16 protein-coding genes are annotated in these 17,005 nt (G+C 67.7%); 6 read left to right on the forward strand and 10 right to left on the reverse strand.

From position 1 onward, the window contains the following. Nucleotides 1-117: 117 nt before the first annotated feature. The 3 genes from EV649_RS41345 to EV649_RS34725 form a co-directional block, all read right to left on the reverse strand. Complete coding sequence (locus EV649_RS41345; RefSeq protein ID WP_198682853.1) at nucleotides 118-351, reverse strand: hypothetical protein; 234 nt, start codon at nucleotides 349-351, stop codon at nucleotides 118-120. Between the two features lie 298 nt (nucleotides 352-649). Next, nucleotides 650-3,292 (reverse strand): hypothetical protein, encoded by a 2,643-nt coding sequence (locus EV649_RS34720; protein WP_130387929.1) that lies wholly within the window; start codon nucleotides 3,290-3,292, stop codon nucleotides 650-652. Nucleotides 3,293-3,318: 26 nt separating this feature from the next. Then, nucleotides 3,319-3,546 (reverse strand): hypothetical protein, encoded by a 228-nt coding sequence (locus EV649_RS34725; protein ID WP_130387930.1) that lies wholly within the window; start codon nucleotides 3,544-3,546, stop codon nucleotides 3,319-3,321. 119 nt (nucleotides 3,547-3,665) lie between these two features. On the opposite strand from EV649_RS34725, the gene EV649_RS34730 reads away from it, so the two are divergent. Next, entirely contained in the window at nucleotides 3,666-5,069 is a 1,404-nt protein-coding gene (locus EV649_RS34730) for a glycoside hydrolase family 43 protein (RefSeq protein WP_130387931.1), read from the forward strand. Here the strand turns inward: EV649_RS34730 and EV649_RS34735 are convergent. From EV649_RS34735 to EV649_RS34755, 5 genes are all read right to left on the reverse strand, one after another. Beyond that, a complete protein-coding gene (locus tag EV649_RS34735; protein ID WP_130387932.1) occupies nucleotides 5,066-5,743 on the reverse strand; it encodes a hypothetical protein in 678 nt (225 codons plus the stop codon). The genes EV649_RS34730 and EV649_RS34735 overlap by 4 nt on opposite strands. A gap of 134 nt (nucleotides 5,744-5,877) precedes the next feature. Beyond that, complete coding sequence (locus EV649_RS34740; RefSeq protein WP_130387933.1) at nucleotides 5,878-6,648, reverse strand: hypothetical protein; 771 nt, start codon at nucleotides 6,646-6,648, stop codon at nucleotides 5,878-5,880. Between the two features lie 51 nt (nucleotides 6,649-6,699). Beyond that, nucleotides 6,700-7,521, reverse strand: coding sequence for a carbohydrate ABC transporter permease (locus EV649_RS34745; protein ID WP_130387934.1), 822 nt, complete (start codon nucleotides 7,519-7,521; stop codon nucleotides 6,700-6,702). Continuing rightward, a complete protein-coding gene (locus EV649_RS34750; protein ID WP_130387935.1) occupies nucleotides 7,518-8,450 on the reverse strand; it encodes a sugar ABC transporter permease in 933 nt (310 codons plus the stop codon). The genes EV649_RS34745 and EV649_RS34750 overlap by 4 nt, the downstream gene beginning before the upstream one ends. After that, nucleotides 8,447-9,742 carry an extracellular solute-binding protein gene (locus EV649_RS34755; protein ID WP_130387936.1) on the reverse strand — a complete coding sequence of 432 codons (1,296 nt, stop codon included), beginning with the start codon at nucleotides 9,740-9,742 and terminating at the stop codon, nucleotides 8,447-8,449. Before EV649_RS34755 ends, EV649_RS34750 begins: the two co-directional genes overlap by 4 nt. A 195-nt stretch (nucleotides 9,743-9,937) precedes the next feature. Here EV649_RS34755 and EV649_RS34760 point away from each other — a divergent pair, with 195 nt between their 5' ends. Together EV649_RS34760 and EV649_RS34765 are read left to right on the forward strand one after the other, a co-directional pair. Next, complete coding sequence (locus EV649_RS34760) at nucleotides 9,938-10,660, forward strand: hypothetical protein (RefSeq protein ID WP_130387937.1); 723 nt, start codon at nucleotides 9,938-9,940, stop codon at nucleotides 10,658-10,660. Between the two features lie 87 nt (nucleotides 10,661-10,747). Next, complete coding sequence (locus tag EV649_RS34765) at nucleotides 10,748-11,470, forward strand: hypothetical protein (protein ID WP_130387938.1); 723 nt, start codon at nucleotides 10,748-10,750, stop codon at nucleotides 11,468-11,470. On the opposite strand, the gene EV649_RS34770 is transcribed toward EV649_RS34765, so the two are convergent. Continuing rightward, nucleotides 11,467-12,204 carry a winged helix-turn-helix domain-containing protein gene (locus tag EV649_RS34770; RefSeq protein ID WP_241999067.1) on the reverse strand — a complete coding sequence of 246 codons (738 nt, stop codon included), beginning with the start codon at nucleotides 12,202-12,204 and terminating at the stop codon, nucleotides 11,467-11,469. The genes EV649_RS34765 and EV649_RS34770 overlap by 4 nt on opposite strands. A gap of 57 nt (nucleotides 12,205-12,261) precedes the next feature. On the opposite strand from EV649_RS34770, the gene EV649_RS34775 reads away from it, so the two are divergent. Further along, complete coding sequence (locus EV649_RS34775; protein WP_130388221.1) at nucleotides 12,262-13,404, forward strand: MFS transporter; 1,143 nt, start codon at nucleotides 12,262-12,264, stop codon at nucleotides 13,402-13,404. A 139-nt stretch (nucleotides 13,405-13,543) separates the two neighbouring features. On the opposite strand, the gene EV649_RS34780 is transcribed toward EV649_RS34775, so the two are convergent. Beyond that, a complete protein-coding gene (locus EV649_RS34780; protein WP_241999068.1) occupies nucleotides 13,544-15,049 on the reverse strand; it encodes a serine/threonine-protein kinase in 1,506 nt (501 codons plus the stop codon). 93 nt (nucleotides 15,050-15,142) lie between these two features. Here EV649_RS34780 and EV649_RS34785 point away from each other — a divergent pair, with 93 nt between their 5' ends. Together EV649_RS34785 and EV649_RS34790 are read left to right on the forward strand one after the other, a co-directional pair. After that, complete coding sequence (locus EV649_RS34785) at nucleotides 15,143-15,703, forward strand: sigma-70 family RNA polymerase sigma factor (protein WP_130387940.1); 561 nt, start codon at nucleotides 15,143-15,145, stop codon at nucleotides 15,701-15,703. A 38-nt stretch (nucleotides 15,704-15,741) separates the two neighbouring features. Next, on the forward strand, nucleotides 15,742-16,971 hold the full coding sequence (locus tag EV649_RS34790; RefSeq protein ID WP_130387941.1) for an MFS transporter: 1,230 nt from the start codon (nucleotides 15,742-15,744) through the stop codon (nucleotides 16,969-16,971). Nucleotides 16,972-17,005 lie beyond the last annotated feature (34 nt).

The raw sequence follows: 17,005 nt of genomic DNA on the forward strand, positions 1-17,005 counted from the left end.
ATCTACATTGATAACATAACACCAGAAGACGATAAGAACGCACCAGCCTCTGACCGAAGACGGACACAAAACAGCTCCCGCACACCAGTCGGCCGCGGGAGCTGTAAAGGATCAGTGTCAGGAGTGCATCAGGACCAGGGCGGGGTCGGCCGTGGCCAGCTCGAGCCGGCCGGCGTCGACAGCGCCGTACGCGCCGATCGGGCCGCTGCTGCGGCGACCGTTCCGGTTGAGCCAGAAGCGCCAGCCCGCGGGAGCCTCGGGCCAGGTCGGGTCGGGCGTCCAGCCGAGCGGCGGGCGCCAGCCGGCCGTCGGCGGCTGCGGCCACTCCGGCGGCGGGTTGAACTTGTGCACGGCGGTCCCTCCGGATTCCCCAGCGATCCGCTGAGCGCGAACTGTCTGACAGATCAACGATCTGGCGCACCGAATGTCACGGATAAATCTTCGTAAAGTTTCATCGGCGTACGGGGACCCATCTCAGCACCGAAACAGCGTCTCGGCAACCGTTCTCTCAGCTACCGGACTGCACGTGCATCGGCAGAGGCTTTTGTTGCCTCCTCCACAGCAAACACCCCAGTTGTCCACAGCAACCGCCTACCTATCCACAGCTCAAGCCTGTTATCCACAGGCGAACTTGTGGACATCCCGCCTGTTACTCGTCGTACAGGCGGTCGTGCACGCGGTGATGGTCGGTGAGGGACTGGGCGAGCGCGTGGCCGAGGGAGCGGTACGCCTCGAAGTCCCACTCGTCGTAGAACTGGTCGCCGGTCGTACGGCGCGGGAAGTCGGCGTGCTCGACGGCGTACTGCTCGAGGTCCCAATCGAGGTGGCCGGCGAGGACAGCCTTCACGAAGAAGATCTCGGTCTTGTAGGGCTTCTCCTCGCCCTCTTCCAGCGGGTGCGTCGCGATGCCGTAGGCCCAGGCGCGGTCGGCGCGGGACTTACCGCCGCGGAGCATCGGGGACGGGTCGAGGGTGATCTCGATCCCGTGGTCCATCCGGGCCGTGGCGATCGCCTCGGCGAGCGCGGTGAACCGGTCCTCGGCGTCGTTCGAGGCGTCGATCGTGATCACCTGCGCGGGTTTGCGGCGGAGCGCCTCGACCAGACCGAGGTTGTCGTAGTGCCCGCCGTCGGTCACGTAGATCCGGCGTTCGTACATGGACGGCGACCCGACCGCCTCGTGCAGCAGCCGGTACGGTCCGGGCTTGTCGATCACGCTGCCGAAGTACCGCCGTACCTTCGGGACGAAGCCGGTCCGGTCCGGGAAGGCTGGCTCGGCGCGGTTGTTCCAGTAGGGGTTGGGCAGCCACACACCGAGCCGTGCGTTGAGTACGGCGAGCAGCAGGCGCACCGGCCGCGTCCGGGCATTCACCCGTCCAGTCAGCGGGCTGAACGCGGCGCCGCTGATCGCCATCGCCGCGGCCACCGTGACCTCGCGCTTGAGTACGTCGGCCTCGCGTTCGTAGTCAGCCGTCTCACGCCGCCCGCCGTCCGGCAGCGAGCGGTCCCCGACGATCCCGATCTGCTCGGCGTCGAAGACGAACGGCACGCAGTCGCGCTGCGTCGGCACGAAGTCCGGGTCGTCGACGTTCGCGACACCAGCGATGACGAGCTGCGGGCCGCCGTCGTTCGGCTTCGCCCAGTCCGAGTACCGCAGCCGCAGGTGGTAGTCGAGCCCGACCGCGGCGCCGTTGTCCTGCCGCTTCACCAGGAACGCGCGCGACAGCCGCTCCCGGTAGAAGGAGTGCAGCGAGGTCCGGTTCGCGTCGGTGAGCACCTTGATGGCGAGTGCGATCGCAACCAGGATCAGCGCGACGTTCCAGTCCTCCTGGTACGACGTGTCGGTCGCATAGCCGCCCGTCCAGCGCAGCAGCACGATGACGGCGGCGATCACGATGATCGCGCTCCCCGTCCATGGTGCGAGCTTGGTCCGCGCGAACACCAGCAATCGGGCACGCAGTCCGGTCGCTGCCTTGCCCTCGACGGTCAGTCCGTTCCAGACCGATTTGCCCAGGCCGATCAGTACGACGACCAGCGCGCTGAACGACGCCACGCCCTGCTTCGTTGGGTCGACCAACGCCAGGAGCGCCGACGGCAGACTCGGTTGGTCGATGGATTCGCCGGGGACTTTCCCCAACAGATAAAGGCCTCCCGGCACACCGAGCAAGAGGATGGCCACCGGTACGCCGTACCGCAGGGTCACGTTGCCGACCGTGGTGAGGATCGTGCGGACGAGATCCGGCATCCGCGCCCAGCGATCCCAGACCTTCTCGATCAGGAACATCATCGCGCTCACCGCGAGCAGCAACACGGACATGCCGACGAAGAACCAGGAATCGTTCGGGCGCCAATCCACCTGCAGGCCGGTCGTGATCACCTTCTGATCCGCGAGGAACCATCCGAGGACCCAGGCGATCGCGCGCAGCGTGATGCCAATCAGCAGCAGGTTGACCACCAGGCCGAACAGCACCGACAACGCCGCGCGGAACATCGCGCGGCCGCCGGACAGGAGGTAGCGGGTCTGGCGACGCAGGCGGGCCAGCTCGGGTGACCCCGGCGAGAACGGGTCGGCGCAGGTACGACGAAGTACGTGGAAGGCCGCGGCCATGTACCCGCCGCCGCTGACGCCGATGACGGTCGACGCCTTGTCGTACAGACCGCGCTCGCGCAGCAGCTGCAGTGCGCCGAGGCAGAACGACGCCGAGCGGATCCCGCCGCCCGAACAGGTGATGACGAGGCGGCCGGTGTCCTTGCCGTCACGCTTCGCCCGGCGGAACGTCGCGGGCGGCGTCGGCTCCACGCCGTACCACATCCGCTGACCGAAGCGGCTCGTCGCGGTCAGGCTGACGGCGAGGATCAGTACGCCGGCGACGAGGACGACCCACACCAACCAGGTCAACCAGCCCGTGGAGAGGTCGGCGCACGCGGCGGACGCGAAGTCGCCCCAGAGGGTCAGATTCTCGGCGATGTCGAGGACGGCGGCGACCAGGACGAACCAGGACCCGACGCCCGCGACCCGCTGCCAGGACTGGAGATTCAGGAACTTGACGTACTTGTACGCCCGGTACGCCGCGTACACGCCGGCCAGCACGAACGCCGAGTCGACGAGGATCGAGAGCCGCCCCGGCGCCTCGCAGCCGGCCGCGGAACCGGCCGCTTCGTGGACCGCGACCCGCATCGGCACCTGCACGATCGCGAGGACGACGGCGAGTTGGAGCGTCTTGGTGAAGGTCCGTCGGCGGCCGATCTGCTCGATCGTGGCTTCGCCCTTGGTGCCGTCCGAGTCCCCGAGCATCGCCCCATCATGCCGGGGGCGAGGGTCTAGGCGACCCGAGTGAGGGTCTCGCTGATTCGGGGCGGTACGTCGCCGTCGGCGACCGCTTGGTCGAGTGCGGCGAGCTCGGTGCAGGCGAGGGCGATGGCCTCGGCCTGAGTGCGGCAGCCGTCGGCGTACCAGAACGGGTCGTCGGGCTGCCGATCGTCGGCGTCGTCGATGTCGGCGTACCAGCAATCGTGCCGGTAGTGCACGACCCGAACCTTGAGCTTCATGTCTGGTGAGACGCCGGCTGGAGGGCATTGGTTCCTGCTCTGAAGGGTTTACAACGTTGGAAGTAGCCGGTACAACCGAGAGCGAGACTGGTCCGCCCCCAGGTTTCGAGAGGTGTGTCATGAGGATCTTCCGTGCCGCCCTGGTCGCCGTACTGCTCTGCGGCCTACTCGCTCCGACCGCGTCCGCAGCCGAGAAGCAGGAGAAGGCAGTGGCCTCCCAGACGTTCCGGAACCCGGTGAATCCTTCCGCGGATCCGTCGCTGATGTTCTACAACGGCAGGTACTACGTCGCGACGACGCGCGGCGACCGGATCGGGATCTGGTCGTCGACCAGCCTCGCGACGCTGCTCGTGCAATCCGAGCAGGTGGTGTGGCGGGACTCGGACACCAGCCGCAACACGCAGATGTGGGCGCCGGCGTTCCGGCATGTCGGAAACCGCTGGTACATCTACTACACGGCCTCCGACGGCGTCGACGCCAACCACCGGATGTACGTGCTCGAGTCGGCCGGCGACGACCCGCTCGGCCCGTACAGCTTCAAGGCGAAGATCGCGGACTTCGGTGAGTACGCGATCGACGGCGAGCCGATCACGGTCAACGGGCAGCAGTACTTCGTCTGGACCGGCCCGGGCCGCGGGCAGGGCGGACCGGCGCAGCTGTACATCGTCCGGATGAGCAACCCGTGGACCGCGACCGGCGACCGCGTCGCGATCCCGGCCGACGGAGGGTGCACCGAAGTACGGGAAGGGCCGACCCCGCTGTACGGCGCGACGCGCACCTTCCTGACCTACTCGACGTGCGACACCGGCAAACCGGACTACCAGCTGTGGACGAAGAGCATCGCGAACGGGGCCGACCCGATGGTCGCGGCGAACTGGGTGCAGCACCCCGGCCCGATCTTCTCCCGCAACGACGAGACCGGCGTGTGGGGTCCCGGGCACCACTCGTTCTTCAAGTCACCGGACGGGACCGAGGACTGGATCGCCTACCACGGCAAGAACACCAGCACCTACACGTACTCGTACCGCACGACGCGGGTCCAGAAGATCACCTGGAACGCCGACGGTACGCCGAACCTCGGCCGGCCGCTCGCGGCGGGCGCGACGCAGAACCTGCCGTCGGGCGACCCGGGTTCGCCGAACTACTGGATCAACGACACCGACGCGGCCGTCGCCTACACCGGCGCGTGGAGCTCCGGGTCCGGTTGCGGCAACCAGTGCTTCTGGGGCAACGACCACTGGAGCGGGGAGACCAACGCGACCGCGACGATCCAGTTCACCGGCACCCGTGTGGCTTTGCTGAGCGTGGCGGACGTCGGCAACGGGATCGCCGCGATCTCGGTCGACGGCGGACCCGAGCAGCGGATCGACTACTACAGCTCGATCCGCGTCGGCGAGCAACTGATGTACATCAGCCCGGCCTTACCGTCCGGCCCGCACACCCTGAAGGTGCGCGTGACCGGCGACAAGAACCCCGCGTCGACCAGTGCGGTCATCAGCCTCGACCGCATCGAGGTCTATTAGACGAACGTCTTGACGACCGTGCGGCCGTTGACCATGCGGAGATGGCCGTCGTCGGTGAGCTGGAGGACGCTGCCGGCGCGGCGGGTCTCGTACATCCAGCTGATGTCGCCGAAGTTGTTGAACGTGTAGAACGTGCCGTCCGGTCCGACCGACCCGTACGACTCCGGTGCGTTCTTCTTCCCGGTGCTCCACAGGACGGTGGTGCCGTTCTTGAACAGCACCAGATTGCCGGTGGTCAGGAACTTGAGCGTGTAGATCCGGTTGACGGAGTACATGATCACTTCACGTCCGGCCGGGTCCGGGGCATGGAGCTGGCTCTGCGGCATCAGCGTGCCGATCACCATGTGCCGGTTCCAGTTGGCCTTACCGCGGGTGTTGTAGATCGCGAGATTCCCGGTGTCCGGCAGCACCAGCTTGGCGCCGGCGCTCTTGATGCTCATCGACCAGAACTTCGTCCGGCCGTAGATCATCTGCAGCGTCCCGTCCGTGCCCATGACCAGCACGGAGCCCGCGCGCCAGGTCCCGGAGCTCCACAACCGCCACGACACCCCGCGCTGGTACAGCTTCGCCTCCCCACGCGTGTCCATGATCAACGTGAAGACCCCGCTCCGCGACCGGATGTACTGCCCGGCCATCAACTTCTGACCCGGTAGCAGCGTGTCCGACACCGCCACCGTTCTCGCCTCGGCCGGTTCGCTTCCGACCAGCACAGCCCCACCCAGTAGCGTCCCGACAGCCAGAACCCCGGCCAACAGTCGACGTACCATTCATGCCCCCGCGGTTCGATTGTGAGTGCTCAGTGTGACAACTAGACGAACGTCTTCACGATGGTGCGGCCGTTGATCAGCAGGAAGTGGCCGTCGTTGCGGATCTGGACGACAGTGCCCGGCCTGCGGGTCGAGAAGTCCCACGTCCCGTCACCGGCGCGGTTGTAGGTGCCGAAGAGGCCGTTCGCGTTGATGTTCGCGGACGACTCCGGATACCCGGTCTTGCCGGTGCTCCACAGCACGGTCGTGCCGTTCTTCTGGAAGACCATGTTCCCGCTCGTCAGCAACTTCAGCGTGTAGACGTGGTCCAGGGAGTACATCGTCACGTCGCGGCCGAGTGCGTCCGGTGCTTGCAGCATGGCGCCCACCATCAGCGTGCCGATCACCATGTGCCGGTTCCAGACCGCCTTGCCACGGGTGTTGTAGATCGCCAGCAGACCGGTGTTCGGCAGCACCAGCTTCGCCTGCGGGCTGGCCGCACCCATCGACCAGATCTGGGTCCGCCCGTAAATGATCCGCATCGTGCCGTCGGCCGCCATCACGAGCACGGACCCCGGCCGGTACGTTCCGGACATCCACAGCGCCTGCCCCACGCCGCGCTGGAGCAGCGTCACGTTCCCGTTGCGCTGCATGGTCAGCGTGAACACACCACTCGCCGACTTGATCGACTGCAGTGTCGTCAACTTCTGACCCGGCAGCAGGGTGTCCGACACCGCCGCCGTACTCGCCTGGGCCGGTGCGCTTCCCACCAGCACGGCCCCACCCAACAGTGCCCCGACGGCCAGGACCCCGGCCACCAGTCGACGTACCATTCCACGCCCCCCTTGTTCGTTTGTCAGCGCACAGTGTCCTAGGCGAAGAGGTCATCCCTTCAATCCGGAGGCGAATCCGCGGATCACGTAGCGCTGCAGGACGAGGAAGAGCAGCAGGATCGGGAGCGCTGCGAGGACCAGCCCGGCCGCCACCAGGCCGTAGTTCGAGGTGTACTCGTTGACGAAGGCGAAGACGCGGACCGGGACCGTCTCGCGGCCGGATCCACCCAGGTACAGCAGCGGGGTGAAGAAGTCGTTCCAGATGTGTACGGCGTTGAGGATGAGCACTGTGCCCGTGATCGGCCGCAGCAGCGGGAAGATCACGTGCGCGAACGCCTGCAGATGTGAGGCGCCGTCGATCAGCGCCGCGTTGGTGTAGTCGGCCGGCAGCGAGCGGATGAACCCGGTGTAGAGGAACACCGTGAACGGCAACTGGATGCCGGTGTAGAACAGGATCATCCCCTGGTACGTGCCGAGCAGGCCCAGGTCGTTGACCATCTGGTAGAGCGGGATCATCCCGAGCTGGAACGGCAGGATGATGCCGACCAGGAACACGATGTAGAGCGTGTAGCTCAGGCGCGTCGCCGTACGGGCCAGGAAGTACGCCGCCAGCGAGCCCAGCACGATCAGCACGAGGACACTGCTTGCCGTTATCAGGGTGCTGTTCAGCAACGCCGAGCCCAGTGACGCCGACTGCCACGCCTCCCCGAAGCTCCCCACCGATGGCGGATCCGGAAGCGACAGCGGCTTGTTGGCGATCTGTCCGGGGTCCTTGAACGCCAGTGTCACCAGAGCGTAGACCGGGAAGAGGAAGGCGATGGCGACCGCCACCATGACGACTTCCAGCACGAAGGTACGGGGCTTGTATTTCATGCCGCGGTCTCCCTCGAACGCAGGTACCCGATCTGGATGAAGGACACGGCCGCGACGAAGATCGCCAGTACCAGCGCCACCGCGGTGCTGTAGCCGAACTTCCCGAAGACGAAGGCCTGCTTGTAGAGGACCGTCGACAAGGTGTCGGTCGCGTACCCGGGACCGCCGTTCGTCATCGCGATGATCTGGGTGAACAACGTCAGGCCACCGACCGTGGACAGCATCAGGTTGATCGTCACGGCCGGTGCGAGCAACGGCCAGGTGATGTGCCGGAACCGGGCCACGGTGCCCGCACCGTCGACCATCGCGGACTCGTGCAGCTCGGCCGGCACGCCCTCGAGACCGGCCAGGAAGATGACCATCGAGTACCCGGCGCACTGCCAGATCACGGTGAAGGCGACCGACCACAACGCGATCGACGGATTGCCCAGCCAGTCCTGGCGCAACCCGCCGAGACCGATCGCCCCGAGCGCCGCGTTCAACCCGGCGTCCGGCGCCGGGTTGTACACGTACTTCCACAGGAACGACACCATCACCGGACTGACCACGACAGGCGCGAAGAAGATCACCCGCAGCACCATCCGGCTCTTGATGCCGGTGTGTACGCCGAGCGCCAGCAGCAGCCCGATCCCGTTCTGTACGACGACGATCGCCACCGTCAGCAGCAACGTGTTGCGCAACGCACCGAGCGCCTGGTCGTCGCGGAACAACTGCTGGAAGTTGTCCAGCCCCACGAACGACCGTTGCGCCCCGACCCCGGACCAGTCCGTGAACGCCGACCCGGCCCCGGAAAACGCTGGATACAAGACAACCAGCGCATAAATCAGCAACGCCGGCACCGCGAACAACCACGGCGGCGCAATCCCGCCGCCCCGACGCCGCGGTGCCTTGACAGCGTCCCGACGTACCGCTTGAGCTGTGACCGTCATGCCGTCTTCCGGTAGGCCTCGTCCATCTTCTTCAGGGCGGCCGGGACCGTGCTCTTGCCGCCGAGGAGCTCTTGTACGACGGCGAAGTGGGTCGGCTGTACTTCGGCGTTCGGCCAGCGCTGGTCCATGAACGGGACCGCCTTGTTGTCCTTCAGGTACGGGAGGAACGGCTTCAGCACCGGGTCGACCTTGGCGTCACCCTCGGAGTACAGCGGGACGCAGGCGACGGCTTCGGCCCAGGCGTTGACGACCTCTGGCTGACCGCAGTACTCGATGAACTTCTTCGCCGCGTCGGCCTTCTTGCTCTTCGCGCTGACCGCGATGCCGACCACCACGCCGCCGGGGATCCAGTTGTCGGCGGCGACATCCGTGGCCGGGAACGGGAACATGCCCAGGTCGTCCGGCGTCGGCGACGCCGCGCGGAACGCCTGCAGGACCGCCGACACCTGGACGGCCATCGCGGCCTTGCCGGTGCCGACCATCGAGGTGGCCTGCTCGTACGTCGTCCCGTTCGGGTTGTCGTTGAAGAAGCCCTTCTTCTGCAGCTCGAGGTACTTGTCCATCGCGTCCGCCCAGCCCGAGTCGGCGAAGGACGCGCTGCCGGCGGTCATCTTGTCGTCGAAGTCCGGTGTCTTGGCGTAGACCGTGCCCGGGACGAGCGCGTAGTCGATGAGCTGCGTGACCCACGGGGTCTGGGCACCGAGCGCGATCGGCACGATGCCCTTCTTCTTCAGCTTGTCGCACACGGACAGCAGCTCCGACCAGGTGGTCGGTACGTCGACGCCCGCGGTCGCGAACGCCTTCTTGTTGTAGATCGCGCCGAGCACGCTGGTTCCGGGCGAGAAGATGAACGTCTTGCCGTCGTTCTGGAACGCGCCCTTGAAGCCGGTCGGGATCTTCTGCGTCCAGGACTGGCTGCTGAGGTCCGCGAGCAGGTTCGCCTTGCTCAGCTGGACCATCGACATCGCGCTGCCGTTGCCCGGGTAGACCGCGTGCAGGTCCGGGGCGTTGCCGGCCGCGAGCTGCGCGCGGAGCGCGGTCTGCAGCTGGTCGGCCGGCGAGAACGAGAGGTTGAAGTCGAAGTCCGAATGCGCCTTCTTGTAGTCGTCGAGCGCCTTCCGCAGGCCGGCCTCCTGGCTGCCGGCCCCGATCACCTTGAGGGGGCTGCCGGACGACGAGCTGCCGTTGCCACCGCCGCACGCCGACAACGCACCGGCCAGGCCGGCGGTGACGGTCGCCCCGCCGACGAGTTGCAGGAGCCGCCTTCGGCTGACGGACCGATCGAGTGCCATGGTTCCTCCTGAGCGCCGAAGTACCGGCCAAGAATGTGAAGTAACCGCAGGATCGTGTTACTTTTGTCACGGGGACGGTACGTACGGCCCGGGAGAGTGTCAAGACCTCGTTGAAAGGATTCAGTCCGGACCGGTGTGAAAAGCCCTCCACCGGGGTTTGGGGCCCGGCCCACCTCGCCTGAGAAGATGGCCCACGTGCGCGTGAGACGAGTCCTCCTGGCCGGCCTCCTGCTGCTGGCCCTGGCACTCGGCGCCGGCAGCGGCTACTACGCGGGCGACTACTTCGACACCCCACAACCAACCGCCTCCGGCACCGCCGGCCCTCTCGGCGACATCTCCCCGTCCCCCACGCCGACGCCGACCGAGCCCTCGCTCCCGGTGAAGACCCCGATCCCGAGCACCGTGGAACCTCTCGAGATCGGGCTGGACTACACCGACCACACCTTCACCGTGACACCGAAGGACGCAGAGCCCGTCCAGCTCTCGATCGAGACCCCCCAGGGCTGGAAGATCGCGCCCAGGGACCCGAAGCGCCCCGGCGAGGTCAAGTACCTCGACAAACTCAGGGAACGCGGCGTACGCGTCGAAGCGGTCGCACCGGCCGAGGAGACTCCTGCGGACGCGATGGCCCAGCTCATCGTCGACCTCAAGAAGAGCCAAGCACCGGAGAACGATGTCCGCGTCACCAGCCAGACCACCGACGTGGTCACCGGCGACGACGGCGAATCCCGCTCGATCGCCACGCTGATCTACACCTTCATCCCGGGCGAGACCCTGCGCTACGTGATCGTCCGCTGGATCGCGATCAACGGCGAGCTCACCAACGTGGAGATGAGCATCACCGGCCTCCCCCAGGACGCCAAGGCCCTCGACGAGGTCCTGCAGCGGGCGACCGCCTCGGTCAGCGAGGTCGGCTGACCCTTTTCACAGAATCGTTACGTATCCGGTGCAACCTCTGCGGGGGCTGAGGTGTCTTCTCTTAGTAGACCTGTGGGGAGGTGGGGCATGGCGAGGACGGTGAGCAGGCGCGCGATGCTCGGCGCCGGTCTGCTGACGCTCGCGGGGGTCGGCGGAGCGGGCGGCTACGGCGTCGGCCTCTTCCTCACCGAGGAGCCAAGCCTGGCCGGTACGGCGGCACCGCTCGCGGTCGGTTCTACCCCTGGTACGACGCCTACCCCGACGCCGACACCACCACCGCGCAAGGTGACGTACGACGACTCGCCTGCGCTGGACGTGGATGATCTTCGCTACAAGAGCCAGACGTTCGATGTGAAGAGCGTCGTCAAGTCACGGGTGTCCGTGCGGATACCGAGCGGATGGAGCCTGACCCAGCCGGACCCGCCGAAGACCGGCCGGTTCACCGACCCCACCGGAAAGCGATGGATCCGGATCGAGGCGGGCTTCACGATCAAGCGCCCGCCCGTGACGTCGATGCAAGCCCGCATCGCCGAGCTGAACCGTCTGCCCGCCAACCAGATGCTGCACCTGATCTCGCAGCGCGTGGACGCCCGTTACGCCACCATCGCGTACACCTATGTACCGCCTCCGGAGCAGTCCCCCGAAGGCGTTCTGCGCTACGTCATCGTGCGCTGGGTCGCGGACGACAGCGGCAACTGCGCGGTCGAGATGAGCTCCACCGGCCTCCCGCAGGACAAGGACGCCTTGCTCGACGTACTGGACCACGCAGCTGACAGCGTCGAGCGGCGGGACACTCCGCTATCGGGTTAGAGCAGTTGCGCGAGCCCGCGGCGGCCTGCGTCTGACAGGTGTACGGCGCGTTGGTGGGGGCGGCGGTGGAGCCAGTTGCGGTTCAGTAGCGCCTCAGCGATCGCAGCACCCAGCTGCCCGGACAGGTGGTGGCGCTGCTCGCTCCAGTCGACACAGAACCTGAGCAGTGGCCGGCGCGACGGCTGGGCGGCGAGGTCGACTCCTAGTTCAGTCAGGACCTCTGTGGCGTTGGGCCCGAGGGCATACGGGCCGTCCGGGAGTTGCTGAGCCAAGGGGTCGCTCGGGCGCCGCTCTGTGCCTGTGCCGCCGTCGGTGCGCGTCAGGGCGTCACGACGTACCAGACCTTCCAGGAGAGCGACACCGAGACGACCGGCCAAGTGGTCGTAGCAGGTACGTGCCTCGCGGAGCGCTGCGGCCCGAGTGCTCTGCCGCAGCGACGTGATCGGCTGTGGCTTGGCTATGCGGGCCAACGCTTCCACAGCCGCGGCCACCTCGGGCCCGGACAGTCCGTAGTACCTGTGCCGGCCGGACTGCTCGACCGTGACCAGACCGCCCTCCAGCAGCTTGCGCAGGTGCGCACTGACCGTCTGCGGCGACACTCCGGCCTCGGTGGCCAGCAGGGAGGCGGGAAGTGCACGGCCGTCCGCCAACGCCATCAGGACCTTCGCCCGTGCGGGCTCGGCCATCAGGCCGGCGACGTGGGCGACATCGGCATCTCCGTCCATGCTTCCCATGCTCACACCTTCACATTTCGACGCGACCCGAAGTGTTGCGGTGCGAACGTGGACAGCATGCTTCTCGCGTTGCTGTGTATCGGAATCTTCCTGGTCCAGCTGGACGTGACCGTGGTGAATGTCGCGCTGCCGGCCATCCGGAGCGGTCTTGATACCAGTGCAGCCGGGCAGCAGTGGGTCGTGAGCGGGTACATGATCGTGCTTGCCACGCTGCTACTCGTCTGCGGAGCGCTGGGCGACCGGATCGGTCACCGGCGGATCGTGCTCGCGGGGCTGTCAGTGTTCGGTGGCGCGTCGCTGGTGTGCGGCACAGCCCCTGGCATCGCGCTCCTGGTCGCGGCCCGGGCGGCACAAGGTGTCGGCGCGGCTCTGCTGCTGCCAGGCACGTTGGCCGTCATCACCGATCAGTACGTCGACAAAGCCGCGAGAGCACGTGCTGTCGGGATTTGGGCCGGTGCCGGTGCGCTGGCCCTCGTTGCGGGTCCCACGCTCGGCGGGGTGCTGGTCAGCGATCTCGGCTGGCGTGCCGTGTTCCTGATCAACCTGCCGATCATCGCGGTCGCACTCCCGGTTGCTTGGCGCATTGTGCCGCGGCGCCAGATCGCTCAGCGAGAGACCACGCGCAGGGTGCGCATCGGCGCCGACTTCATCGGCGCCAATGTGGTCGCCGGCCTGATGAATCTGGTCGGTCTGGGCACACTGCTCGCGCTGACGCTCTACTTGCAGGAGTACCTCCACCACAGCGCGCTGCGCGCCGGGCTGGAACTGATTCCGGTTCTGCTGCCGTTGGCGGTCCTGGGGCCGGTCTCCGGACGGGTCACGGCCCGGTACGGCTCGCGGCTACCGATGTCGTTCGGCCTGGCGCTAGGCGCCGTCGGGTCCTTCTGTCTGCTCGCCGTACAGCCCACCAGCCGGTACGCCGCAGTTGTCCCGGTCGAGCTGTGCCTCGGCATCGGCATGGGTTTCCTCACCGCAGCCGTGGTCAACGCCGCCGTCGCCGCTCTGCCTCCGGACCGCGCTGGTCTGGCCAGCGGAGTCAACAACACGGCACGGCAAGGCGCCGGCGCGGTCGGAGTAGCCCTCTACAGCACCGTTCTCAGCCACTCCACTCCCTTCACCACCGGCCTCCACACCTTGGCCTGGTTGGGCGGCGCCCTGTGGGTGCTGGGCCTCGGAATCACCTGGCTCACCGTGGAGTGACTGTGGAGTGACCTCAGTCGGCGGGCCAGATGGTGCGGAAGATGGTGGAGCGGAGGCGGTAGAACCTGCGGCGGGCGGACTGGAGCAGCGCCGGCGACGGCCGGAGCCGTTCGGTCGGAAAACGCATGGGGACACACCCTCAGTCGGAGTACTGCACCGAATCGGCGATCTCCGTGGCTCGGGTGACATCCGATCCGGGAACGACCACCTGTACGAGTAGCGAGCCGCCGTCCCCGTGATCGACGACCCGTTGGAGCAGCACGATATCGGCACCGAAGCAGTCAGCGGACAACCGGTCGGTTACTGAGAGTTCACGAACCATGTGCGGCTGCGGAGTGCCTTCGGTGCCGCACTGCTTGCCGCTCGGGACCGCCAGCTTCGACTTCGACACACCGATGAACACGCCCGGCGTCTTCCCCGACCAGTCCGAATCGCGGCTGACGCGGAACGCGGGAGCGCTCCCGGTGCCGCCGGGCGCGGTCCAGTCCGACTGGGCCATCGACTGCGCCCAGGCCTCGGGCAGGGTCACCGAGAATTGGCCCTCCGAGACCTGGATCATCTTCCGGCCCGTGAGGTACCAGTGTCCGCCGTACCCGACGCCGCCGCCGACCAGCAGCGCCAGCAGGGCGGCCACCACCCACCGCCCGCGCCGCCGCTTCCTCGGCGCCGCCGTCTCAACTGCGACGGTCTCAGCCTCAGCCTCAGCGGCGGGCTCCACCGCGGCACTCTCGACGGCCACAGTCTCGGATTGCTCGGCGGGTTTCACGATCGTCGGCTGGTTCTCGTCGCTGAGCGCCGTCTTCGCGTCCAGGTCGTCGGACGCGACGGTCACCGTCTCGCGGGCCGACAGCGGGAAGTCCCGCGTGGTCTCGTCGAGCGCGCCCACGAGCTCCCGCGTGAACGACTGCACGTCCGGCCAGCGCTTCTCCCGGTCCGGGTCCAGCGCCCGGACGATCGCCGCGTCGACCTGACCCGGCAGTTCGAACCCGAGCGAGCTCGGCGGTGCCGCCACCTTGACCCGGCTCGCGGCGCCCAGCCCGTCGACCTGGTGCGGGGACCGGCCGGTCAGAGCGGCGTACGCGACCGCGCCCAGCGAGTACTGGTCGGCGCGCTGGTCCAGCCGCTCACCGAGCGCCTGCTCAGGAGCGACGTACGACGGGGTGCCGCCGGGCATCGTGATGCGGGAGATCTCGTCGAGGGACTTGCCCAGCCCGAGGTCGGACAGCACCGCCCGCTCGCCGTCGTCGGTGCTGCGGAACAGGACGTTCGCCGGTTTCACGTCGCGGTGCAGCAGGCCGCGCCGGTGCAGCGCCTGCAGGCCGCGACCGACCTGGACGACCACGTCGACCGCCGCGGACAGCTCCAGCGGCGCCTTCTTCAGGCGGTCGGCCAGCGTGCCGCGGTCGGCGTACGTGAGCACCAGGAACGGCCGGCCGTCCTCGAGTTCGCCGACGTCGTGCACCTGGACGACGTGCTCGGACTCGACGCGGCGCAGGAACCGGCCCTCCTCGAGGAACCGCTGCCGGACCGAGTCGTCGTGCCCCCAGTTGTCAGCGAGCACCTTGATCGCCACCTCGGCGTCGAGCTGCTCGTCATGAGCGAGCCACACCGTGGCGAAACCACCCGAGCCCAGGCGTCGGCGCACGACGTATCGACCGAGTCTGGTTGGGACCCCCATACAGGGCATTATGGGTCATTGGAGTGTCCCTACCGGGGCCGATCGAGAGCAAAGGCGCAGATGAGCGACAGCACCAGTCCGGCCGACGACCTCGCCACCCTCGCGGAGCAGGCGCAGGCGGGCGACAAGAACGCGATGGACGACCTGCTGCGGCAGGTGCATCCGCGCGTCCTGCGGATCTGCCGCAGCGTCCTGCCGTACTCGGCCGACGCCGAGGACGCCGCTCAGGAGGCGCTGCTCAACATCGCCACCAAGATCAACTCGTTCTCCGGCCGGAGCAGCTTCTCGACCTGGGTCCACTCCGTCGCGGCGAACTCCGCGCGCTCGACGTACCGCAAGCTGAAGCGCACCGCCCAGGCCGCACATAACCCCGAGCAGATGGAGAAGCCGGACCCGCGCACCACGAGTGTGATCGCCGGCACCCGCCTGGACCTCCTGGAGGCTCTGGAGACCTTGGAGCGGGACCGCCCGCAGATGGTCACTCCGCTGGTACTGCGGGATGTCTACGGCCTGTCGTACGAGGAGATCGCCGCCGTGGTCGGCGCCCCGCTCGGCACCGTCAAGTCCCGGATCCACGACGCCCGCGAGGTCGTCCGCCCGCTGCTGCGCCCCAAAGACTGATCCAAGGACTGACCTGACACCGGCATACCCTCGCGGCTATGACCGCCCGGGGGCTGCTGCACAACGGTGACTACCTGAAGCTGCTCACCGGGCAGACGATCAGCTCGATCGGCTCCTCGATGAGCTCGTTCGTGTTCACCCTGCTAGGCCTGGCCATCACGGGCTCCCCGGTGCAGGCAGGTCTCGTCGGTACGTCGGCCGCACTCGGCGGGATCCTGGCGGCGTTGCCGGGCGGCGCGCTGGCGGACCGGTGGAGCCGGCGCAAGATCCTGATCGGGTACAGCCTGCTCGGCACCGTCCTGTTCGGGTCGGTGGCCGTCGTGGGCTGGCTCGGCCACCTGACCCTTCCGCATCTCATGGTCGTCGGCCTGGTCAACGGCGCGGGCTACGGCCTGTTCATGCCCGCCGAGACGGGTGCGCTCCGGCAGATCGTCCCGCCGGAGGACCTCGGCACCGCGCTCGCGGCCGCGCACGGCCGGCAGAACCTGGCGGGGTTGGCCGGTGCGCCGCTCGGCGGGCTGCTCTACTCGATCGGCCGGGCGATCCCGATCGCGGTGGACGCGGTCTCGTACCTGGTGATGGCGATCATGCTCACCACGATCCGTCATCCGTTGCCCGCCACGAAGCCCGAAGGCGGCGCGCACGAGCCGATGCTGAAGGCGATCCGATCCGGGTTGACCTGGCTGTTCCGTCAGCGCGACCTGCGGACGATCGCGGTCGTCGCGACGCTGCTGAACTTCGCGGCGAACGGAACGATCCTGGTGCTGATCCTGAGCATGCAGCAGCGCGGCGTACCGGCCTCCGTGATCGGCCTGTTGGAGACCGCGATGGGGGTGGGCGGCCTGGCGGGCGCGTTCCTGGCGCCCAGGCTGCTGGCCAGGTTCAGCACCGGCCGGATCACGATCGTCGGCGCCTGGATCATCGCGGTCACGTTCGCGAGTACGGCGGCGACCACGCAACCCGTCGTACTGATCCTGCTCCCGGCGCTTGCGATCTTCCTGCTGCCCGCATTGAACTCCGGCCTGTTCGGCTACCAGATGCTGATCACGCCGGACCACCTGCAGGGCCGGGCGCAGAGTGCGTTCATGTTCCTGTCCAACGGCGCGGCCCCGCTGGCGCCGTTCCTCGGTGGCCTGTTCCTGGAAACGCTCGGCGCGCGGGGCGCTCTGCTGATCTTCGGCGGTCTGCTCGCGATCGGCTCCGTACTGCTCACGATCAGCCGCTCGATTCGCTCGATCCCGTTGCTCTCCGAGGTCGAGGCGGCCTGATTCGGGGGCTCCCGTTCCGGGCCCGGGTGTGCTC

The sequence above is a fragment of the Kribbella sp. VKM Ac-2569 genome (genome assembly GCF_004216905.1).
Lineage (GTDB): Bacteria > Actinomycetota > Actinomycetes > Propionibacteriales > Kribbellaceae > Kribbella.